The 20,969-nt window shown below is 70.5% G+C and carries 19 protein-coding genes; 18 read left to right on the top strand and 1 reads right to left on the bottom strand.

Annotation, left to right across the window (positions count from 1 at the left end):
- The first annotated feature begins 7 nt into the window (after window positions 1-7).
- The 16 genes from ftsW to IFU40_RS08820 all read left to right on the top strand — a co-directional run bounded on the left by ftsW (window position 8) and on the right by IFU40_RS08820 (window position 18,308).
- A complete protein-coding gene (gene ftsW, locus IFU40_RS08895) occupies window positions 8-1,270 on the top strand; it encodes a putative lipid II flippase FtsW (RefSeq protein WP_070408128.1) in 1,263 nt (420 codons plus the stop codon).
- Window positions 1,271-1,399: 129 nt separating this feature from the next.
- On the top strand, window positions 1,400-2,473 hold the full coding sequence (locus IFU40_RS08890) for a glycosyltransferase (RefSeq protein ID WP_191926104.1): 1,074 nt from the start codon (window positions 1,400-1,402) through the stop codon (window positions 2,471-2,473).
- A 157-nt stretch (window positions 2,474-2,630) separates the two neighbouring features.
- Entirely contained in the window at window positions 2,631-4,037 is a 1,407-nt protein-coding gene (murC, locus tag IFU40_RS08885) for a UDP-N-acetylmuramate--L-alanine ligase (protein ID WP_055835535.1), read from the top strand.
- 2 nt (window positions 4,038-4,039) lie between these two features.
- Entirely contained in the window at window positions 4,040-5,017 is a 978-nt protein-coding gene (locus IFU40_RS08880) for an FtsQ-type POTRA domain-containing protein (protein ID WP_191926103.1), read from the top strand.
- Between the two features lie 215 nt (window positions 5,018-5,232).
- The gene (gene ftsZ / locus IFU40_RS08875) at window positions 5,233-6,432 is read left to right on the top strand and encodes a cell division protein FtsZ (RefSeq protein ID WP_055835541.1); all 1,200 of its coding nucleotides are present in this window, start codon (window positions 5,233-5,235) and stop codon (window positions 6,430-6,432) included.
- A 64-nt stretch (window positions 6,433-6,496) separates the two neighbouring features.
- Complete coding sequence (locus IFU40_RS08870; RefSeq protein ID WP_191926102.1) at window positions 6,497-7,180, top strand: YggS family pyridoxal phosphate-dependent enzyme; 684 nt, start codon at window positions 6,497-6,499, stop codon at window positions 7,178-7,180.
- Between the two features lie 31 nt (window positions 7,181-7,211).
- Window positions 7,212-7,682, top strand: coding sequence for a cell division protein SepF (locus tag IFU40_RS08865; RefSeq protein WP_055835547.1), 471 nt, complete (start codon window positions 7,212-7,214; stop codon window positions 7,680-7,682).
- Window positions 7,683-7,688: 6 nt separating this feature from the next.
- Entirely contained in the window at window positions 7,689-7,991 is a 303-nt protein-coding gene (locus IFU40_RS08860; protein WP_055835550.1) for a YggT family protein, read from the top strand.
- Between the two features lie 121 nt (window positions 7,992-8,112).
- On the top strand, window positions 8,113-8,745 hold the full coding sequence (locus IFU40_RS08855) for a DivIVA domain-containing protein (RefSeq protein WP_055937393.1): 633 nt from the start codon (window positions 8,113-8,115) through the stop codon (window positions 8,743-8,745).
- A 9-nt stretch (window positions 8,746-8,754) separates the two neighbouring features.
- Window positions 8,755-9,342: a signal peptidase II gene (lspA, locus tag IFU40_RS08850; RefSeq protein ID WP_055937395.1), complete on the top strand. Its 588-nt coding sequence runs from the start codon at window positions 8,755-8,757 to the stop codon at window positions 9,340-9,342.
- Between the two features lies 1 nt (window position 9,343).
- Entirely contained in the window at window positions 9,344-10,267 is a 924-nt protein-coding gene (locus tag IFU40_RS08845) for an RluA family pseudouridine synthase (RefSeq protein ID WP_055937398.1), read from the top strand.
- A gap of 170 nt (window positions 10,268-10,437) precedes the next feature.
- Window positions 10,438-13,902 carry a DNA polymerase III subunit alpha gene (gene dnaE / locus IFU40_RS08840; protein WP_070408123.1) on the top strand — a complete coding sequence of 1,155 codons (3,465 nt, stop codon included), beginning with the start codon at window positions 10,438-10,440 and terminating at the stop codon, window positions 13,900-13,902.
- 105 nt (window positions 13,903-14,007) lie between these two features.
- Window positions 14,008-15,390, top strand: a complete 1,383-nt coding sequence (locus IFU40_RS16800) for a hypothetical protein (RefSeq protein ID WP_249404158.1) — start codon at window positions 14,008-14,010, stop codon at window positions 15,388-15,390.
- A 76-nt stretch (window positions 15,391-15,466) separates the two neighbouring features.
- On the top strand, window positions 15,467-16,768 hold the full coding sequence (gene hisD, locus IFU40_RS08830) for a histidinol dehydrogenase (protein WP_055937405.1): 1,302 nt from the start codon (window positions 15,467-15,469) through the stop codon (window positions 16,766-16,768).
- Window positions 16,769-16,780: 12 nt separating this feature from the next.
- Complete coding sequence (gene nrdR / locus IFU40_RS08825) at window positions 16,781-17,272, top strand: transcriptional regulator NrdR (protein WP_191926101.1); 492 nt, start codon at window positions 16,781-16,783, stop codon at window positions 17,270-17,272.
- Window positions 17,273-17,282: 10 nt separating this feature from the next.
- Entirely contained in the window at window positions 17,283-18,308 is a 1,026-nt protein-coding gene (locus tag IFU40_RS08820; protein WP_191926100.1) for a quinone-dependent dihydroorotate dehydrogenase, read from the top strand.
- A gap of 138 nt (window positions 18,309-18,446) precedes the next feature.
- Here IFU40_RS08820 and IFU40_RS08815 read toward each other — a convergent pair whose 3' ends face one another.
- Window positions 18,447-19,019 (bottom strand): DUF3043 domain-containing protein, encoded by a 573-nt coding sequence (locus tag IFU40_RS08815; RefSeq protein ID WP_055835576.1) that lies wholly within the window; start codon window positions 19,017-19,019, stop codon window positions 18,447-18,449.
- 46 nt (window positions 19,020-19,065) lie between these two features.
- Here IFU40_RS08815 and IFU40_RS08810 point away from each other — a divergent pair, with 46 nt between their 5' ends.
- The gene (locus IFU40_RS08810; RefSeq protein ID WP_055835579.1) at window positions 19,066-20,460 is read left to right on the top strand and encodes a dipeptidase; all 1,395 of its coding nucleotides are present in this window, start codon (window positions 19,066-19,068) and stop codon (window positions 20,458-20,460) included.
- Window positions 20,461-20,530: 70 nt separating this feature from the next.
- Window positions 20,531-20,896, top strand: coding sequence for a HesB/IscA family protein (locus IFU40_RS08805; RefSeq protein ID WP_055835582.1), 366 nt, complete (start codon window positions 20,531-20,533; stop codon window positions 20,894-20,896).
- Window positions 20,897-20,969: the final 73 nt, after the last annotated feature.

Below are 20,969 nucleotides of genomic sequence, written 5' to 3'. Positions count from 1 at the left end.
GACACGCGTGACCACGACGGCGCCTCGTTCCCGGCAGACCCCCGACGAGCCCGCCCGCGCGGGTCTCGCGGCGCGGGTGTCGCTCGGTCGGGCCTTCCGGCCGGTGCCGAGCGAGTTCCTGCTCATCACGTCGGCGGCGCTCCTGCTCACCGGCTTCGGCCTGGTGATGGTGCTGTCGGCCACGTCGGCTCTCGACGGTGCGCAGAGCCCGTTCGAGCACGTGCTCAAGCAGGGCGTGTTCGCCGTCATCGGCATCCCCCTGATGTTCGTGCTCAGCCGCGCCCCGCTGAAGTTCTGGAAGCGCATGGCGTGGCCGGCGTTGATCCTGGCCACGATGTTCCAGCTGCTGGTCTTCACCCCGCTGGGTATCTCGGCCAACGGAAACCGCAACTGGATCAACCTCGCGGGTATCCAGGCGCAGCCCGCCGAGTTCCTCAAGCTCGCGCTGGCGTTGTGGCTGGGCTACGTGCTCTTCCGCAAGCAGACGCTGCTCGGCAACTGGCGCCACGTGTTCATCCCGATCGTGCCGGTGGCGGCGCTGGTCATCGCCACCGTCATGGGGGGCAAAGACCTCGGCACCGCGATGATCCTCGTGCTCGTGCTGCTGGGGGCGCTGTTCTTCTCCGGGGTGCGACTGCGCATCTTCCTGCTGCCGGCGATCGGGGCGATCGGGGCGGTGGCGCTGCTCGCCATCACCAGCGCCGACCGCATGCGGCGCATCATGAGCTTCCTCGACCAGGATTGCATCGCGAACTACCTCGGCGACTGCTACCAGCCGCTGCACGGCATCTGGGGTCTGGCCGCCGGGGGAGTGTTCGGGGTGGGCCTGGGCAACTCGGCCGAGAAGTACGACTGGCTCCCGGCCGCGGCCAACGACTACATCTTCGCCATCGTCGGCGAGGAGCTCGGTCTGATCGGCTGCATCGTCGTGCTCGCGCTGTTCGCCCTCTTCGCCGTGGGGGCGTTCCACATCATCCGCCGCACCGACGACCCGTTCGTGCGCATCGTGTGCGGCGCGATCACCATCTGGATCATCGGCCAGGCCCTGATCAACGTCGCGGTCGTGCTGCGCGTGTTCCCCGTGCTGGGTGTGCCGCTGCCGTTCATGTCGCAGGGCGGAACCTCGCTGCTGTCGGTGCTGATCGCCTGCGGCGTGCTGCTGTCGTGCGCGCGCACGCTGCCCGACCGGCGCGCCGTCGCCGAGCTTCCCGCGCGCGCCCCGCGGCGCCGTGCGGCGACCGCCCCGGCGACGAAGACCCGCACGCGCTGAGACGCGGGGAGCCGGCGCCGGGCTGCACCGCGCCGTCCGGAACGCGCTCCCGCATCTCTGAGTAGGCGAACAGCCCACCCGGCGTCCGCCCCGCGCGGAACGCTCCGCGGTTCTGGCTAGGGTCGTACGGTGACGACTTACCTCCTCGCCGGCGGCGGTACCGCCGGGCACGTGAACCCCCTCCTCGCCGTCGCCGACGGTCTGCGCGCGCGCGATGCGTCGGCCGACGTGCTGGTGCTGGGCACCCGCGAGGGTCTCGAGGCCCGCCTCGTGCCGCTGCGGGGCTACGAGCTGCTCACGGTGGCGAAGGTGCCGTTCCCGCGTCGACCCAACCGGGCAGCGGCCGTGTTCCCGGCCCAGTTCCTGCGAGCGGTCGCGGTGGTGCGCCGCCTGATCCGCGAGCGTGGTGTCGACGTCGTGGTGGGCTTCGGCGGCTATGCCGCAGCCCCCGCGTACGTCGCGGCGCGCCGCGAGCGGGTGCCCTTCGTGGTGCACGAGGCCAACGCCAAGCCGGGGCTGGCGAACGTGCTCGGAGCGCGGGGGGCGGCGGGGGTGGGTGTGGCCTTCGAGGGCACACCGCTGCGCGGCGCGCGCGTGGTGGGCATGCCGCTGCGGCGCGAGATCGTCGAGCTCGACCCCGCGGCCCTCCGCGACGAGGCCGCCACCCATTTCGGATTGGATGCCGCCCGCCCCACGCTCCTCGTCTTCGGCGGCTCGCTCGGGGCGTTGCGACTGAACGCGGCGTTCGGCGAGGCATGGCGAGACGTGCTCGACGCCGGTTGGCAGCTGCTGCACGTCACCGGGCAGAACTCCGACCTGCCCGACCCCGGCGTCGACGGGTACGCCGTCGTGCGGTACGTGGACCGCATGGACCTCGCGTTCGCCCTCGCCGACTTCATCGTCTCTCGCTCGGGTGCGGCCACCGTGAGCGAGATCAGCGCTCTCGGCATCCCCGCCGTGTACGTGCCCTACGCCGTCGGCAACGGCGAGCAGCGGCTGAACGCCGCGGCGGCGGTCCGCGCGGGTGCCGCCCTGCTCGTCGACGACGCGGACCTCACCCCCGAGCGCGTGCGGAGCGAGGTGGTGCCGCTGCTGCGCGACGACGAGCGCCGCAACACCATGCGCTCCGCGGCCGCACGCACCGGCATCCGGGTCGGGACCGAGAACGTCATCGCCCTCGTCGACGAGGCGCTCGCCCGCTGACACCGGGTGCGGGTGCTCCCGCGCGCGGCGCGCGGCGCCCGCCCAGCGGGCGCGACCGACCGCTGAGGGGCCGCACGCCGACCGATCGCCGCTGACGCACGCTCCCGGGCGCGCCGAGGCCTGGGCCCCGGGTGGGCGACGTAAACTCGCATTCGCCATGATCAGACCCGACCTGAGTCTCCCCCTCCCCGAGTCCATCTCCTCCGCGCACTTCATCGGTGTCGGCGGCTCGGGCATGTCCGGACTCGCGCGCATGTTCCTCGACCGCGGCATCCGGGTCTCCGGGTCCGATCGCTCCGACAGCGCCGCGCTGCGCGACCTCGCCGCGCGCGGAGCCACGGTGCACGTCGGCCACGACGCGGCGCACCTCGGCGACGCCGACACGGTCGTGCACACGGGGGCGATCTGGCCCGAGAACCCCGAGTTCGTCACGGCGAAGCAGCGGGGGCTGCACGTCATCCACCGCTCGCAGGCGCTGCACTGGCTCATCGGCGGTCGCCGTCTCGTATCGGTCGCCGGCGCGCACGGCAAGACCACCTCGACCGGCATGATCGTCACGGCGCTGCGTGCCCTCGACGAGGACCCGACATTCGTCAACGGCGGAGTGATCGCCGACCTCGGCGCCTCCAGCGGCACGGGGGGCGACGAGCTGTTCGTGATCGAGGCCGACGAGTCCGACGGCACCTTCGAGCTGTACGACACCTCCGTGGCGCTCATCACCAACGTGGATCCCGACCACCTCGACCACTACGGCTCGCGCGATGCGTTCGACGCCGCCTTCGCCCGCTTCGCCGATGCCGCGCGCGAGGCCGTGGTCATCTCGTCCGACGACGCCGGCGCCCGCGCGGTGCGCGAGCGCATCACGCACGCCCACGTCGTCACCTTCGGCGAGGATCCCTCCGCCGACGTCCGGCTGACCGGCATCCGCACCGACGGCCCCGTCGCCTTCACGCTCACCGCCGACGGCGAGAGCGTCGAGGTGCAGCTGCGCGTCCCCGGTGCGCACAACGCGGTCAACGCCGCGGGGGCCGTCGCGGTGCTGCGCGTGCTCGGCCACCCGCTCGCCGCCGCCGCCCGCGCCGTCGAGGGCTTCGGCGGCACGGTGCGTCGCTTCGAGTTGCACGGGGTGTCGCAGGGCGTCAGCGTCTACGACGACTACGCGCACCACCCCACCGAGGTCGCCGCGGCCCTCTCCGCCGCGCGCACGGTCGTGGGCGAGGGGCGCATCATCGCGATCCAGCAGCCGCACACGTACTCGCGCACGCAGGAGATGTACCGCGAGTTCGCCGAGGTGCTCGAGACGCACGCCGACCACACCGTCATGCTCGACGTCTACGGCGCCCGCGAAGACCCGGTGCCGGGAGTGACGGGTGAACTCGTCAGCGGCGCCTTCGCCGATCCGGCGCACGTGCACTACGTGCCCGACTGGCAGGCGGCCGCCGACTACACGGCCGACATCGCCCGCCCCGGCGACTACGTCATCACCCTCGGGTGCGGCAACGTCTACCAGATCATCCCGCAGGTGCTCGAGGCGCTCTCCCGCACCGAGGCCGCGGCGGTCTGAGCGTGCGCCGGCCGTCGCCCCTGCCCCCGCCCCCGGCGTCGGAGCAGCCCTCCCGCCGGCGGGTCGACGAGCCCGTCTCCGCACCGCCGACGCGGCATCCCGATCCCGCCGACGAGACCGCGCCCGTGGTGCCGCTCGTGCGGCCGAGCGTCTCGTATGCGAACGGTTCCGAGCCGACCGGCTCCGCGTCGTTCGTGGCGGCTCCGGATGCCGAGGGCGCGAGCCTGCGCGACGTCTGGCGTGCCTCGCGCGCCCGTCGTCGTGCGCTCTCCGCCGAGGTGCGGCGCTTCACGGTGCGTCAGCGTCGGCGCCGGCGCGTGTGGATCGGGGTGGCGGCGGCGTTCCTCGTCATGGTGCTCGGCACGGCGGGCGCGGCGTACAGCCCCCTGTTCGCGGTCGAGCGCATCGAGGTCGTGGGCGCGTCGCAGCTCGATGTCGCCGCGGTCACCGACGCCCTCGACGGGCAGGTCGGTACGCCCCTGGCGCTGGTCGACGACAGCGCCGTGAAGGCGGCGCTGGTGCGCTTCCCGCTCGTGGAGTCGTACACGCTCGAGGCGCGGCCCCCGCACGACCTCGTCGTGCGCGTGGTGGAACGCACTCCCATCGGCGTGCTGCAGAGCACCGCCGGCTTCACGGTGGTGGATGCCGCGGGCGTCGCCCTGTCGACCACGCCCGACGCGCCCGCGGGCCAGCCGCTGCTCGAGATCGCCGGCGGCACCGATTCCGACGCGTTCCGCGCGGCGGGGCGCGTCATGCGGGCGTTGCCCGATGCCGTGCGCGCGCAGGTGACCGGGGTGTCGGCCTCGACCCCCGACGACGTCACGCTGACGCTCGGCGCGACCGGATCGCGTGTGGCGTGGGGCAGTTCCGACCGCTCGGCCGAGAAAGCCGTCGTTCTCGACCGACTGATGGCGAAGAGCCCGCCCGACCGCACGAAGGAGTACGACGTGACCTCGCCCGAGGCGGGCGTCGTCCGCTGATTCCGCCTCGGTCTCCGCGACCGTCTGCGCGCGACCGCTGCCGCGTCCGCGCGCGCCGAAGGGATTTTCCCGATGATCGTCGGGCGCCCCGCGTGTCGCCCCGGTGGCGTCGGGCTGGCCGCATACCTTCGAGCTAAGGAATTGCATACCGGGCAATTCTTTAACCCTCAACATGAGGTTTAAAGTTTCGGGTTCGGGGACAAACGGAGGCCGGCATGAGCCACAACCAGAACTACCTCGCTGTGATCAAGGTCGTCGGCGTCGGCGGTGGCGGCGTCAACGCCGTCAACCGCATGATCGAGCTCGGCCTGCGCGGCGTGGAGTTCATCGCGATCAACACCGACGCACAGGCGCTGCTGATGAGCGACGCCGACGTCAAGCTCGACGTCGGACGCGAGCTCACGCGCGGCCTCGGTGCCGGCGCCGACCCCGAGGTCGGCCGTCGCGCCGCCGAGGATCATGCGGAAGAGATCGAAGAGGCGCTGCGCGGCGCCGACATGGTCTTCGTCACCGCGGGCGAGGGCGGCGGCACGGGCACCGGCGGTGCGCCGGTGGTCGCCAAGATCGCCAAGTCGATCGGCGCCCTCACCATCGGTGTGGTCACCAAGCCGTTCTCCTTCGAGGGGCGTCGCCGACAGAGCCAGGCCGAGGCCGGCGTCGGACGCCTGAAGGAGGAGGTCGACACCCTCATCGTCGTCCCCAACGACCGTCTGCTCGAGATCAGCGACCGCGGCATCTCGATGATCGAGGCCTTCGCGACCGCCGACCAGGTGCTGCTCGCCGGTGTGCAGGGCATCACCGACCTCATCACGACCCCCGGTCTCATCAACCTCGACTTCGCCGACGTGAAGTCGGTCATGCAGGGTGCGGGCTCGGCCCTCATGGGCATCGGCTCGGCGCGGGGAGCGGATCGCGCCATCAAGGCCGCCGAGCTCGCCGTCGAATCGCCCCTGCTCGAGGCCTCGATCGAGGGTGCGCACGGTGTGCTGCTGTCGATCCAGGGCGGATCGAACCTCGGCATCTTCGAGATCAACGACGCCGCCCAGCTGGTGAAGGAGGCCGCGCACCCCGAGGCCAACATCATCTTCGGAACGGTCATCGACGACACCCTCGGCGACGAGGTGCGTGTCACGGTCATCGCCGCCGGATTCGACGGGGGAGAGCCCTCGCTGCGCATCGACGCCGTCGGAGCGCAGCGTTCGGTCGCCGCCCCCGTGGTGCCCGTGATCCCGAGCGACGACGTCGCGCGCGACCTCGACGCCGCCGAGGAGCAGAAGGCCTCGACCGATCGCCCCGCCGAGCGCGCCCCCGAGCGTCGCCCGGAGCCGGCCCCGGTCGCCGCCCGCGTTCCCGAGACGTCGTACGACAGCGGTTACGCCGACGACGACCTCGACGTGCCGGACTTCCTCAAGTAAGCACGAGCGTTCGATTCAGCGGGTCCGGTGATCACCGGGCCCGCTGCGTCGTCGAAGGAGCACCATGGATGCCGCCCTGTCCGATCGCCTCGCCGCCGTCGACGCCCGCATCGCGGATGCCGCCCGCGCGGCCCATCGCGACCCGCACGACATCACGCGGATCGTCGTGACGAAGTTCCACCCCGTGTCGCTCGTCGCCGACCTGTACGCCCTCGGGGTACGCGACGTGGGGGAGAACCGCCAGCAGGAGCTCACCGCCAAGCGCGCCGAGACCGGCGGGCTCGACGGGCTCGTCTGGCACTTCATCGGGCAGGCGCAGACGAACAAGGCCCGCGCGGTGCGGGCGGCGTCGCACGCCGTGCACTCCGTCGACCGGACGCGGATCGCCGACGCCCTCGACGCGGCCGAGGGCGACGGCATCCTGGACGTCCTGTTGCAGGTCAACCTCACCGACGACGTCGGTCGCGGAGGGGTGGAGCCCGACGGGGTCGAGAAGCTCGCCGCCCATGTCGCGGGGCTCGAGACGGTGCGCCTGCGGGGTGTCATGGCCGTCGCGCCGCTCGACGAAGAGGCCGCTCGCGCCTTCGAGCGTCTGCGCCGCTCGTCCGACGCCGTGCGTCGGGTGGTCGACGACGCGCACTGGATCTCGGCCGGAATGACCGGTGACTTCCCGGAAGCCGTGGCAATGGGCGCGACACACCTGAGGATCGGTTCCGCAATCACGGGCCCGAGGCCCCCGCGCGACTAGCCTCGGATCAGACGAGCGAACGGAGGATGCGATGTCGAACCCCCTCAAGAAGACGATGGTGTACCTGGGCCTCGCCGACGAGGAAGAGACCTATGAGGAGACTGCGCCGCAGCCCATTGCGCGGAAGCAGCCTCAGCAGACGGCCCCGGTCGAGAAGGCTGCTCCGGTGACCCCGCTGCACCGTCCCGCCGTGGTGCGTCAGCCCTCGGTGGGCCCCGTCAGCGAGATCCTCACCGTGCACCCCAAGCAGTACCGGGATGCGCAGACGATCGCCGAGAATTTCCGCGAGGGAATCCCGGTCATCATCAACCTGTCGCAGATGAGCGACGCCGACGCGCGTCGCCTGATCGACTTCGCGAGCGGCCTGTCGCTCGGGCTGTACGGCCGTATCGAGCGGGTGACGAGCAAGGTCTTCCTGCTCTCGCCCGAGAACATCGCCGTCTCCGGCGATGGAGCGATCGCGCAGGCCGACCCCGAGGGTGCGCCCTTCGCGCCCCAGTAACCCCTCGTGGCCGTACTGAGCCTGGTCGGCTCGATCCTCAGCGCGATCCTGTTCATCTACATCGTCCTGCTTCTCGCGCGCCTCGTGCTCGAGTACATCCCGATGTTCAACCGGGAATGGCGTCCGCGTGGCGCCACCCTGGTGGCCGCAGAGATCGTCTACACCGTGACGGATCCGCCGATCAAGCTGATCCGCCGCATCATTCCGCCCCTGCGCATCGGGGGTATCGCGTTCGATTTCGGTTTCGCGATCACCCTGTTCGTCTGCTTCATGCTTCTCAGCGTCACCCGGTCGCTCGCGGCCGCCTGACATCCATAGCCGTCGCCCTTCGACACCGACGAAGGGCTACGGCTATGCTGTTCCGAAGCGGTACGCCCCGGTGCGACACCCTTAACAGTTCCGACTCAGAGCTCTCGAAAGAGGAAACACCATGGCACTGACCCCCGATGACGTCGTCACCAAGCAGTTCCAGCACGTCCGCTTCAAGGAGGGCTTCGACCCCGACGAGGTCGACGACTTCCTCGACGAGATCGTCGTCGAGTGGCGCAAGACGATCGCTGAGAACGAAGAGCTGAAGACGAAGCTCGCCGCTCTCGAGTCCGGTGAGGCCGCGCCCGCCGCTGCCGCTCCGGTGGCCGAGACCGCCCAGGTCGAGGAGCCCGTCGTCTCCGAGGTGCCGGCTCCGGCTCCCGTCGCCGCCGCGCCCGCAGCGTCCACCGCCGACGACGCGGCCCCCGTGGCCCAGAGCGCCGGCATCATCGAGCTCGCTCAGCGTCTGCACGACGAGCACGTCGCCGAGGGCAAGGCCCAGCGCGACCAGCTCATCGGCGAGGCGCAGGCACAGGCGGCGTCCATCGTCGCCGAGGCCGAGCAGAAGGGCCGCGAGGAGCGCGCCCGTCTCGAGAAGGAGCGCACCACGCTCGAGGGACGCATCACCGAGCTCCGCAACTTCGAGCGCGACTACCGCTCGCAGCTGCGTTCCTACATCGAGGGTCAGCTCCGCGACCTCGACACCACGGCATCGTCCTCGGGCTCGACGCCGGTGTCGGCGATCGGTCTGTAGGACCACTCTTTGCGCAGTCGATCTCCTCTGCGTCCGGCGGCGGCCGGCATCGTCATCGCGATTCTCGCGGTGGTGGTGCTGGCCGCCGACCAGTTGGCGAAGACCGTCGCCATCGACAACCTCCCCCCGGAGCGCGTCGTCCCGGTGATCGGTGAAGCCCTGCAGTTTTACCTCGTCCGAAACCCCGGAGCCGCCTTCTCGCTCGGCGAGAGCGTGACCTGGGTGTTCACCATCGCTCTGGCCGTGGTCGCGGTGGTCATCGCGTACCTCGCGGTCCGACGGGTGCGCTCGCGCCTGTGGGCCGTCGTGCTCGGCCTTCTCCTCGGCGGTGTCCTCGGCAACCTCACCGACCGCCTGCTCCGCGAGCCCGGCTTCCCGGTCGGCCACGTCGTGGACTTCATCTCCACCCCGTGGATGATGCCGGCCATCTACAACGTCGCCGACATCTTCATCGTGTCGATGATGATCTCGGTGGCGATCCTCGTCCTCTCGGGTCTACGACTCGACGGCACCCGTGAAACCCGCGCGTCGCGCGCCGCCGAGGCGGCTGCCGACGACGGCGTCGTCGACGCGTCGACCGACACGGGCACGCGCTGACATGGAGTCGCGGAGCCTGCCCGTCCCCGACGGGCTCGACGGAACGCGCGTCGACCAGGCGCTCGCCAAGATGCTGGGGTTCTCCCGCACCTTCGCCGCCGAGGTCGCCGACGCCGGGGGAGTGAGTGTCGACGGTCGCCCCGCCGGCCGGTCCGACCGCCTGCGCGCGGGCACCTGGTTGAGCGTCGAATGGGAGCCCAAGCGCGACCCCGAGATCATCCCCGTCGCCGTGCCCGATCTGGGGATCGTCCACGACGACGACGACATCGTCGTGGTCGACAAGCCGGCGGGTGTCGCCGCGCACCCCTCCGTCGGGTGGGACGGGCCCACGGTGCTCGGCGCCCTGGCCGCGGCGGGCTTCCGCATCGCCACCAGCGGCCCGGCCGAGCGCCGGGGCGTCGTTCATCGTCTCGACGCCGGTACGAGCGGGCTCATGGTCGTCGCCAAGACCGAGCGCGCGTACACACTCCTCAAGAGCGCCTTCAAAGAGCGCGAGGTCGAGAAGATCTACCACGCGGTGGTGCAGGGGCACCCCGACCCCCTCGCGGGAACGATCGACGCACCCATCGGGCGGCATCCGCACCACTCGTGGAAGTTCGCCGTGACCCCCGACGGAAAAGACTCGGTCACGCACTACGAGACCCTCGAGGCGTTCCCTCGCGCGTCGCTGCTCGAGATCCATCTCGAGACCGGACGCACGCACCAGATCCGTGTGCACATGGCCGCGCACCGGCATCCGTGCGCGGGAGACCCGCTCTACGGCGCCGACCCGACCCTGTCGGCGCGCCTGGGGCTGACGCGGCAGTGGCTGCACGCGCATCGGCTGGCCTTCAGCCACCCCGGTACGGGGGAGTGGGTGTCGTTCGAGTCGCCGTACCCCGCCGATCTCGCGAGCGCGCTCGAGATCCTCTCCGACTCGATCTGATCTCGACGTCGGGCGCGAACAGGATGCCGGACCCCGGCGACGCGCCCGGGGACGACACGCGAACTGGGCGTCCGCCGCGAACTTCCGGAACCGATGTCGGAGGCCGAACGTACACTCGGTACGTGGCAGCAGACTCCTTCGTTCACCTTCATGTTCACAGTGAATATTCGATGCTCGACGGTGCGGCCCGCATCGGACCGATGGTCCAAGAAGCGGCGAAGCAGGGCATGTCGGCCATCGCCGTCACCGACCACGGCAACACCTTCGCGGCCTACGAGTTCTACAAGACCGCGAAAGACGCCGGCATCAAGCCGATCATCGGCATCGAGGCGTACGTCACGCCGGGCACCCATCGTTCCGACAAGACCCGCGTGCGCTGGGGCACCCCCGAGCAGCAGGGCGACGACGTCTCGGGCTCCGGTGCCTACACGCACATGACGCTGCTGTCCGAGACCACCGAGGGCATGCACAACCTGTTCCGGTTGTCGTCCAAGGCGAGCATGGAGGGCTACTACTTCAAGCCCCGCATGGACCGCGAGCTGCTGCAGACCTACGGCAAGGGGCTCATCGCCACCACCGGGTGCCCCTCGGGCGAGGTGCAGACGCGTCTTCGACTCGGGCAGTACGAGGCCGCGCGCGCCGCGGCGGCCGAGTTCCAGGACATCTTCGGCAAAGAGAACTACTTCGCCGAGATCATGGACCACGGACTCTCGATCGAGCGTCGCGTCATGAGCGATCTGCTCAAGATCTCCAAAGACCTCGACATCCCCCTGGTCGGCACCAACGACCTCCACTACACCCACCAGCACGACGCCACGAGTCACGCGGCGCTGCTGTGCGTGCAGTCGGGATCGACGCTCGACGATCCCAAGCGCTTCCGCTTCGACGGCGACGGGTACTACGTCAAGTCGCCCGCCGAGATGCGGCAGGTGTTCCGCGACAACCCCGAAGCCTGCGACAACACGCTGCTCATCGCCGAGCGGTGCGAGGTCGAGTTCAACACCTCGGCCAACTACATGCCGCGCTTCCCGGTCCCCGCGGGCGAGACCGAAGACAGCTGGATGATCAAAGAGGTCGAGAACGGCCTCCACGACCGCTACCCGGGCGGTATCCCCGACGCCGTGCGCAAGCAGGCCGAGTACGAGACCGGCGTCATCCTGCAGATGGGGTTCCCGGGCTACTTCCTCGTCGTCGCCGACTTCATCAACTGGGCCAAGGACCACGGCATCCGCGTCGGCCCCGGCCGTGGATCCGGCGCGGGCTCCATGGTCGCCTACGCGATGAAGATCACCGACCTCGACCCGCTGCAGCACGGCCTCATCTTCGAGCGCTTCCTCAACCCCGACCGCGTCTCGATGCCCGACTTCGACGTCGACTTCGACGACCGTCGTCGTGGCGAGGTGATCCAGTACGTCACCGAGAAGTACGGCGACGAGCGCGTCGCGCAGATCGTCACGTACGGCACGATCAAGGCCAAGCAGGCGCTGAAAGACGCCGGGCGCGTGCTCGGTTTCCCCTTCAGCATGGGCGACCGGCTCACCAAGGCCATGCCCCCCGCCGTGATGGGCAAAGACATGCCGCTCGACGGCATGTTCAACCCCGAGCACCCGCGATACAAAGAGGCGAGCGAGTTCCGCACGCTGATCGAGACCGACGCCGAGGCGAAGACGGTCTTCGACACCGCGCTCGGCCTCGAGAACCTGAAGCGCCAGTGGGGCGTGCACGCGGCCGGCGTCATCATGTCGAGCGAGCCGCTGATCGACATCATCCCGATCATGCGCCGCGAGCAGGACGGCCAGATCGTCACGCAGTTCGACTACCCCGCGTGCGAGTCGCTCGGCCTGATCAAGATGGACTTCCTGGGGCTGCGCAACCTCACCATCATCAACGACGCCCTCGACAACATCGAGGCCAACCGCGGGCACCCCCTCGTGCTGGAAGACCTCGAACTCGACGACGTGGCCTCGTACGAGCTGCTCGCCCGCGGCGACACGCTCGGCGTGTTCCAGCTCGACGGTGGTCCCATGCGCTCGCTTCTGCGGCTCATGCGCCCCGACAACTTCGAGGACATCTCGGCGGTGCTCGCGCTGTACCGCCCCGGCCCCATGGGCGTGAACTCGCACATCAACTACGCCTTGCGAAAGAACCGGCAGCAAGAGATCGAGCCGATCCACCCCGAACTCGAGGAGCCCCTCGCCGACATCCTCGACACGACGTACGGGCTGATCGTTTACCAGGAGCAGGTGATGGCCGTCGCGCAGCGCGTGGCCGGGTACACCCTGGGCCAGGCCGACCTGCTGCGTCGCGCGATGGGCAAGAAGAAGAAGAGCGAGCTCGACAAGCAGAAAGAGACGTTCTTCGGTGGCATGACCGAGCGCGGGTTCGGCGACGCCGCGCAGCAGACGCTGTGGAAGGTGCTCGAGTCGTTCGCCGACTACGCCTTCAACAAGGCGCACACCGCCGCCTACGGTCTGGTCTCGTACTGGACGGCCTACCTCAAGGCGCACTACCCGGCCGAGTACATGGCCGCGCTGCTGACGAGCGTCGGCGACTCGAAAGACAAGATGGCGGTGTACCTCAACGAGTGCCGTCGCATGGGCATCAAGGTTCTGCCGCCCGACGTCAACGAGTCGATCCGGTTCTTCGCGGCCGTCGGCGAAGACATCCGCTTCGGTCTGGGCGCGATCCGCAACGTCGGCACCAACGTCGTCGACGGCATCGTCTCGGCGCGCCAAGACGCCAAGTACACCTCGTTCCACGACTTCCTGTCCAAGGTGCCCGTGCACGTGGCGAACAAGCGCACCGTCGAGTCGCTCATCAAGGCCGGGGCCTTCGACACGCTCGGGTCGACGCGACGGTCGCTCATCGAGGTGCACGAGGACGCCTGCGAGGGCGCCGTGCTCGACAAGCGGCGAGAAGCCAACGGCGAGGTCGGGTTCGACTTCGACTCGCTCTGGGACGAACCGCAGCAGGTGCAGAAGGTTCCCGAGCGGCCGGAATGGACGAAGAAGGACAAGCTCGCCTTCGAGCGCGAGATGCTCGGCCTGTACGTGTCCGATCACCCGCTCGCCGGGCTCGAGGTGCCGTTGGCCAAGCACGCGTCGACCTCGATCCACGACCTGCTGGCCTCCGAAGACGTCCAGGACGGCGACCAGGTCACCGTCGCGGGTCTGCTCACGAGCGTGCAGCACCGCGTCGCGAAGCAGAGCGGCAACCCCTACGGCATGGTCACCATCGAGGACTTCAACGGTGAGGTGACCGTGATGTTCATGGGCAAGACGTACGCCGAGTTCTCGCCGGCGCTCGTGGCCGACGGCATCATGGTCATCCGAGGGCGCGTATCGCGACGCGATGACGGTCTCAACCTGCACGCCCAGAGCGCCTTCGCGCCCGATCTCGAAGGTCTCGACGAGACCGGCGGGCTCACGCTGATGGTGCCCGAGCAGCGGGCGAGCGAGGCGCTGGTCGGAGAACTGGCGCAGATGCTGCGTCGCCACTCAGGCAGCACAGAGGTCGTTCTCAAACTCCACAAGGGCAGCACCGCCAAGGTCTTCGAGGTGCCGATGCCGGTGCGGGTGACCGCCGATCTGTTCGGGGAGCTCAAGGGTCTGCTCGGCCCCAACTGCCTCGGCTGACGACCACTTCGCGCGCCGAAACGGGCGCGCCGCAATCCCCGGCGGTGCCGAACCCCCGCTGGTTACGATGACCGGGCGTTCCGCCGCCCTTCGGAAAGGACCACCGTGACCGATCACACCCCCCACGACCGCGCGACGGCGCCGGGTACTCCCGGCACCGCCCGCGACGTCGACGAGATCTTCGCGCCGGACGCCCCGGCGTACGACGCGTCCGCCTCCGCCGACACGGCTTTCTCCGACAGCGCCTCCGCTGCCGACGCCTCCTCCGAGAACGTCTCCCTCGACCACGCTTCCCCCGACGCCGCGGACCACGCGCGGGATGGGGCGGCGAACCCCTCATCCGACGGCGACGACCCGCACGGCGACGCCGGGCGTGCCTCCACCGGCGACCGCGTCGACGAGGGCGCGCCGCGCCACGCGTCCGCCGTCGGCGGCACCGCGAACCCGGGCGACGCACCGCAGTTCGGTGTCGGACCGTTCTCGGTCCGCGAAGTCGCACTGCTGGGCACGTGGATCCTCGCCTTCTTCGTCTCGTTCTTCCGCACCAACATCCTCGATTCACCGTCGGGAGTGCTCGTCGGTGGGGTCAACGTGTGGTCTTCGGGGCTGTGGTGGATCCCGGCGATGGCTCTGCCGACAGCGGCGGTCGGTCTGATCGCGCTGCGCCGCCTGTCGCCCCAGGGCATTCGTCGCGTCGGTTCGCTCGGGATCGACCAGTTCGCCTCGGTGGCGTTCTCGATCTCCGCCCTCGTGTGGGTCGCGTGGGTGTGGGACACCGTCGCGGTGTTCGGTGACACGGGCATCTGGACGCGCTCCTGGGTGGTCTGGGTCGAGGCCGTGCTCCTTCTCGCGGGTGTGGTGCTCACCGTGGCGGGTCCGTGGATCCCGCCGTTCTCGCGCGACTTCCGCGGTCGTGACGAGGTCGCCGCGCACCGCAACGCGCGCCCGATCCGCCCGGTCGTGCCGCGCCCGCGCACCCCGCGGCCCGTGCACGTCGCCGCCGGTGCGCCCGTGACCGACGACCACGACGGGTCGCGCCCCGACTCCGCGTCGGCGCACGACGAGGCGCCGGTGCCCGGCAGCTACACCGGTTCGACCGACCTGACGCACGAGGGCGCCCCGGCCACCAGCGTGCTCCCCACGCACGCCGACGACCACAACGACACCGACGTCTTCGCTCCCCTCCGCGGCGACGACCACGATGGCCGTGGAGTCCGCGACGAAGATCCCCGGCACGATCACGCGTCCGACGCGCCGAGCCACGATGCTCAGGACGACCACCGGCACGCACCACACCACGCCCAGGCCTTCTGGGCGCTGGCCCCAGTCGAGCGCGAGGTCGTCGACGACTACGGCACGCCCATCTTCCGGGTCGGGCCGACCGCCTGGGCCCTGGTGGTCGAGGACCGCGGCGAGACGTTCGTCATCCGTCACGACGACGGTCGCATCGGCTACCTCCACGACGTCTCGGGCGTCACCCGCGGCTGACCCGCGCGGCTGAGGACCGCCTGCGAGCCGCCCGCCGCGCGCGGAGCGGCTCGCGGGCGGCCGGTAGCCTGGACTCATGCTTCGCACGATCGATCTCCGCGGCCGCGTGCTCTCGCCGGCCGAGCTCCTCGCTGTGGTTCCGCGGGCCGAGGCCGCCCGCGATGAGGCCCTCGCCACCGCCGCCCGTCTGGTCGACGATGTCGCGCGACGGGGCGAAGAGGCGCTCCGCGAACAGGCCGCCCGTTTCGACCGCGTCAGCGACCACGTCATCCGCGTGCCCGCCGCGCACCTCGACGAGGCCCTGCGCGATCTCGACCCGGCGATCCGGGCCGCCCTCGATGAGGCGATCTCGCGTGTGCGCGCGGCATCCGCCGCTCAGATTCCGGCCCCCGTGGTCACCGAGCTGGGCGCGGGCGCGCGTGTCACGCAGCGGTGGCAACCCGTGCGCCGCGTCGGTCTCTACGTTCCGGGCGGGAAGGCCGTCTACCCGTCGAGCGTGGTGATGAACGTCGTTCCCGCGCAGGTCGCGGGCGTGCGCGAGGTGGCGCTGGCCTCTCCCGCGCAGTCGGCCTTCGGGGGGCGTGTGCACCCCGTGATCCTGGCCGCCGCGCGTCTGCTCGGCGTCACCGAGGTGTACGCGATGGGCGGGGCCGGTGCCATCGGCGCCTTCGCGTACGGCGTGGCCGAGATCGGTCTCGACCCGGTCGATGTCGTCACCGGACCGGGCAACAACTTCGTGGCCTCGGCCAAGCGCGCGGTCGCCGGCCGGGTGGGAACCGACTCCGAGGCCGGTGCGACCGAGATCCTCGTCGTGGCCGATGCCTCGGCGCGCCCCGATCTGGTCGCCGCCGACCTCGTCAGCCAGGCCGAGCACGACGAGCAGGCCTCGGCCGTCCTCGTCACCGACTCCGTCGAGCTCGCCGACGCCGTGCGGGCGGCGCTGCCGGACCGGGTCGCCGCCACCCGCCACACGGACCGGGTCATCGCCGCGTTCGACGGTCCGCAGTCGGCCGTGGTGCTCGTCGACGACATCGCCCAGGCCACCGCGTTCAGCAATGCCTACGCGCCCGAGCACCTCGAGCTGCAGTTGTCCGACCCCCGCCCCGAGGACTTCGTCAACGCGGGTGCCGTCTTCGTCGGTCCCTACACGCCGGTGAGCCTCGGTGACTACCTGGCGGGCAGCAACCACGTGCTGCCGACCGGGGGACAGGCCCGGTACGGAGCCGGGCTGTCGGCGTCGACGTTCCTGCGACCCCAGCAGGTCATCGAGTACGACCGCGCGGCGCTCGCCCAGGTGCGCGACGCCATCGTCGTCCTCGCCGAGGCCGAGGCGCTGCCCGCGCACGGCGAGGCCGTGACCGCGCGTTTCGACGCGTAGTCTGGCGCCGTCATGCACTGCCCGTTCTGCCGCCACCCCGACTCCCGCGTCATCGATTCGCGCACGAGCGACGACGGCCTCAGCATCCGTCGGCGTCGTCAGTGCCCCAACTGCGGTGGGCGCTTCTCGACGGTCGAGACGGCCGGCCTGAACGTCATCAAACGCTCGGGCGTGGTCGAACCCTTCAGCCGCGAGAAAGTCATGTCGGGTGCCCGAAAGGCCTGTCAGGGTCGACCCGTCACCGACGCCGACCTCGCCGTGCTCGCCCAGAAGGTCGAAGAGGCCATCCGCCAGACGGGGTCGTCGCAGATCGAGGCCAACGAGATCGGCCTCTCGATCCTCGGACCGCTCCGCGAGCTCGACGAGGTCGCCTACCTGCGCTTCGCCAGCGTCTACCAGGCGTTCGACTCGCTCGACGACTTCGACGCGGCCATCGCGCAGCTGCGCGCCGACCACGCGGCACGACCGACCGCGGTGCCCGACGACAGCGACGACGTCCAGTAACCTGGCGGGGATGTATCCCCTTCTCTTCCGCACGGTCCTGACCCGCCTCGACCCCGAGTTCGCCCACCACCTCGGTGCGCTCGTGATTCGTGTCGCGGGCGTCGAGCCGGTGGCATCCGTCGTCCGTCGTTTCACGGCGCCCCCCGCGGGCCACGGAGTGGATGCGCTCGGACTGCACTTCGATTCGCCGTTCGGAGTCGCGGCGGGCTTCGACAAGAACGTCACCATGGTGCGGGGACTCGGCGCGCTCGGGTTCGGACACGTCGAGGTCGGAACGGTCACGGCGCTGCCGCAGCCCGGCAACCCCCGTCCGCGTCTGTTCCGCCTCGTCGCCGACCGTGCGGTCATCAACCGCATGGGGTTCAACAACGACGGCGCAGCGGCGGCGGCGGCGAAGCTGCGGCGGCTGCGTCGTGCGCGGCGTCGTCCGGTCATCGGCGTCAACATCGGCAAGAGCCGCGTGGTCGCCGTCGACGACGCCGCCACCGACTACGTGCGCAGCGCCCGCCTTTTGGCGCCGCTGGCCGACTACCTCGTGGTGAACGTGTCGTCGCCGAACACCCCCGGCCTCCGCGGGCTGCAAGCGGTCGAGACGCTCCGCCCCCTGCTGACGGAGGTTCGGGATGCCGCGGGCGACACCCCGCTGCTGGTGAAGATCGCTCCGGATCTCGACGACGCCGAGGTGCAGGACATCGCGCGCCTCGCGGTCGATGCGGGACTCGCCGGGATCATCGCCGCCAACACCACCATCTCGCGTTCGGGGCTCTCCACCGATGCCGCGAAGGTCGAGGCAGCGGGAGCGGGTGGCCTGTCGGGGGCGCCCCTCAGAGCGCGTGCCGCCGAGGTGCTCCGACTCGTGCGGGCCGCCGTTCCGGCCGAGTTCGTGGTCATCTCGGCCGGGGGAGTAGAGACCGCCGACGACGTGCGCGACCGCCTCGCCGCCGGCGCGACGCTGGTGCAGGGCTACACGGGCTTCCTGTATCGCGGTCCGCTGTGGGCCCGGCAGATCAGCCGCGGTCTCGCCGCGCGCCGCTGACCCGGAGCGCGCCGGCTCCGATTTGCCGACCCGGAGTGCGCGGGCTGCGATTCGCTGACCCGGAGCGCGCCGGTGGTGGCCCCGGAAACGACGAAGCGGCACGCCCGGAGGCGCGCCGCTTCGAGGAGATCGGTCGTGTCAGACGGGGTACTGCCCGCGCTTGACCTGCGGCTTGGGCAGACGCATGAACCGCATCTGCACGGTGCGCATCGCCGCGTACCAGCCGAGACCCTTCTCGAGCTTGCTCTCGCCGAACTTCTCTTTCGCGGCGCGCTTGACGCGGATCGAGGTGATGATCATGTCGCCGACGACGAACAGGATGAAGATCCACAGCGCCACGAACGACCAGTACTGGAAGAACGCGACGGGGATCAGCGTCGCCACGATCACGAGGACCATGAACGGCATGACGCCCTCACCGAGGTGCCAGCCCGCGTCGACGAAGTCGCGTCCGAAGCGGCGCTGCGGACCGCGGTCGCGCACCGGGAGGTATCGCTCCTCGCCGGCGGCCATGCCGACGCGGGCCTTCTCGCGCTGGGCGGCGAGCTCGGCTCGGGCGCGGGCCTTGGCCTCTTTGGTGTCGGGGACGAGCGGGCGCTTGCGGGCGGCCTCTTGCTCGGCGCGCGACGGGGTCGCGCGACCCTTGCCCGATCCGAGGACCGTCGGCTCGACGGGGGTGTCGTTGGGGGCGGGGGCGGGGGACTTGGCCACGGGTTACCTCGGCAGTTCGCGGATCGGGAGATCTAAGATTACCCGCATGACCCCCGACCTGTCCCGGCACGAGGCTGTGCATCGCGCAGCCGACGCCGGCATCCCCGCCGCCCTGTCCGATCTCGGCTCCCTCGTACGCATCCCGTCGATCGCGTGGCCGTCGTTCGATCAGTCCGCCCTCGTCGAGAGCGCCGACGCCGTCGCCGCCCTGTTGAGGGGCACCGGCGTCTTCGATTCCGTCGAGGTCGCGCGTGCCGCGATCCCCGGCACCGACGAGATGGGACAGCCCGCCGTGCTGGCGTCGCGCGCCGCTCGCAACGGTCGGCCCACCGTTCTTCTCTATGCGCACCACGACGTCCAGCCTCCCGGCGACGAAGCCCTGTGGGACTCACCGCCCTTCGAACCCACCGTGCGCGACGGCCGCCTCTACGGCCGCGGCGCCGCCGACGACAAGGCGGGGGTCATGGCCCACGTCGGTGCCATCCGCGCCGTGAGCGAAGTCCTCGGAGACGACCTCGACCTGGGCATCGCGGTGTTCATCGAGGGCGAAGAGGAGTACGGCTCGCGCTCGTTCGGGCAGTTCCTCTCCGACAACGCCGAGGTGCTGCGCTCCGACGTGATCGTCGTCGCCGACTCGGGCAACTGGGACGACCGCACCCCCGGTCTCACGGTGTCGCTCCGCGGGAACGCGCGCTTCACGCTCACCGTGCGCACCCTCGAGCACGCATCGCACTCCGGCATGATGGGCGGCGCCGTCCCGGATGCCATGCTCGCCACGGTGAAGCTGCTCGCGACGCTGTGGGACGACGACGGCGCCGTCGCCGTCGACGGTCTCCTCGAGCGCGACGCCCCCACGCCCGACTACAGCGAAGAGACCCTGCGCGCCGAGTCGGGACTGCTCGACGGGGTGCGGCCGATCGGCCGCGACGCCATCCTCAGCCGGATCTGGAACAAGCCGTCGGTCACGATCACCGGCTGGGACGCCACGCCCGTCGACTCGGCGTCGAACACCCTCGCCCCGCAGACCCGCGTGGTGATCAGCGCCCGCGTCGCCCCGGGGCAGGACGCCCACGAGGCCTACCGGGCGATCGAGGCTCACTTGCGCGCCCATGCGCCGTTCGGCGCGCAGCTGGAGTTCACCGACGTCGACTGCGGCGACGCGTTCCTCGTCGACACGAGCGGATGGGCCGTCGAAGACGCTCGCGCCTCGTTCGCCGACGGGTACGGCGTGGACTCGGTCGACGTCGGCGTCGGCGGATCGATCCCCTTCATCGCCGACCTCGTCCGCGAGTTCCCGAGCGCCCAGATTCTCGTGACCGGTGTCGAGGACCCCCACGCTCGCGCGCACAGCCCGAACGAGTCGCTGCACCTCGACACGTTCCGCAACGCCCTGGTGTCGGAGGCCCTCCTGCTGACGCGTTTGAACGAGCGCACCGTCTGAGCGGACCGCGGGGCCGTGGCGGGCGTAGACTCGTCACGTCCCCGCGACCGATCAACCGAAGGGCATCGCCATGACCGACACCACACTGTCGTCTTCCGCCGAGACCCGCGAGCACGGTGTCGGCCTCACCGCCGCCGCCTCCGACAAGGTGAAGAGCCTGCTCTCGCAGGAGGGTCGCGACGACCTTCGTCTGCGCGTGGCCGTTCAGCCCGGCGGATGCTCCGGACTCATCTACCAGCTCTACTTCGACGAGCGTTACCTCGACGGTGACAAGGTCGCCGATTTCGACGGCGTCGAGGTCATCGTCGACGACATGAGCGTTCCGTACCTCGACGGTGCGAACATCGACTTCAAGGACACGATCTCGGAGCAGGGCTTCACGATCGACAACCCCAACGCCGGCGGTTCCTGCGCCTGCGGCGACAGCTTCCACTGATCTCAGCCGCCGTTTCACGGCGCCACATCGAGAACCCCCGGACCCCGGATCACACCGCGGAACCCGGGGGTTC

The sequence above is a fragment of the Microbacterium sp. CFBP 13617 genome, assembly GCF_014839445.1.
GTDB lineage: Bacteria > Actinomycetota > Actinomycetes > Actinomycetales > Microbacteriaceae > Microbacterium.
This window is presented reverse-complemented; position numbering and strand designations above follow the sequence as displayed.

What these genes read in the sequence shown, in the direction of transcription:
- murC (WP_055835535.1), top strand. Translation starts at nt 2,631, where the DNA reads ATGATCAGACCCGACCTGAGTCTCCCCCTCCCCGAGTCCATCTCCTCC.
- ftsZ (WP_055835541.1), top strand. Translation starts at nt 5,233, where the DNA reads ATGAGCCACAACCAGAACTACCTCGCTGTGATCAAGGTCGTCGGCGTC.
- IFU40_RS08870 (WP_191926102.1), top strand. Translation starts at nt 6,497, where the DNA reads ATGGATGCCGCCCTGTCCGATCGCCTCGCCGCCGTCGACGCCCGCATC.
- IFU40_RS08865 (WP_055835547.1), top strand. Translation starts at nt 7,212, where the DNA reads ATGTCGAACCCCCTCAAGAAGACGATGGTGTACCTGGGCCTCGCCGAC.
- IFU40_RS08855 (WP_055937393.1), top strand. Translation starts at nt 8,113, where the DNA reads ATGGCACTGACCCCCGATGACGTCGTCACCAAGCAGTTCCAGCACGTC.
- IFU40_RS08845 (WP_055937398.1), top strand. Translation starts at nt 9,344, where the DNA reads ATGGAGTCGCGGAGCCTGCCCGTCCCCGACGGGCTCGACGGAACGCGC.
- dnaE (WP_070408123.1), top strand. Translation starts at nt 10,438, where the DNA reads ATGCTCGACGGTGCGGCCCGCATCGGACCGATGGTCCAAGAAGCGGCG.
- hisD (WP_055937405.1), top strand. Translation starts at nt 15,467, where the DNA reads ATGCTTCGCACGATCGATCTCCGCGGCCGCGTGCTCTCGCCGGCCGAG.
- nrdR (WP_191926101.1), top strand. Translation starts at nt 16,781, where the DNA reads ATGCACTGCCCGTTCTGCCGCCACCCCGACTCCCGCGTCATCGATTCG.
- IFU40_RS08820 (WP_191926100.1), top strand. Translation starts at nt 17,283, where the DNA reads ATGTATCCCCTTCTCTTCCGCACGGTCCTGACCCGCCTCGACCCCGAG.
- IFU40_RS08810 (WP_055835579.1), top strand. Translation starts at nt 19,066, where the DNA reads ATGACCCCCGACCTGTCCCGGCACGAGGCTGTGCATCGCGCAGCCGAC.
- IFU40_RS08805 (WP_055835582.1), top strand. Translation starts at nt 20,531, where the DNA reads ATGACCGACACCACACTGTCGTCTTCCGCCGAGACCCGCGAGCACGGT.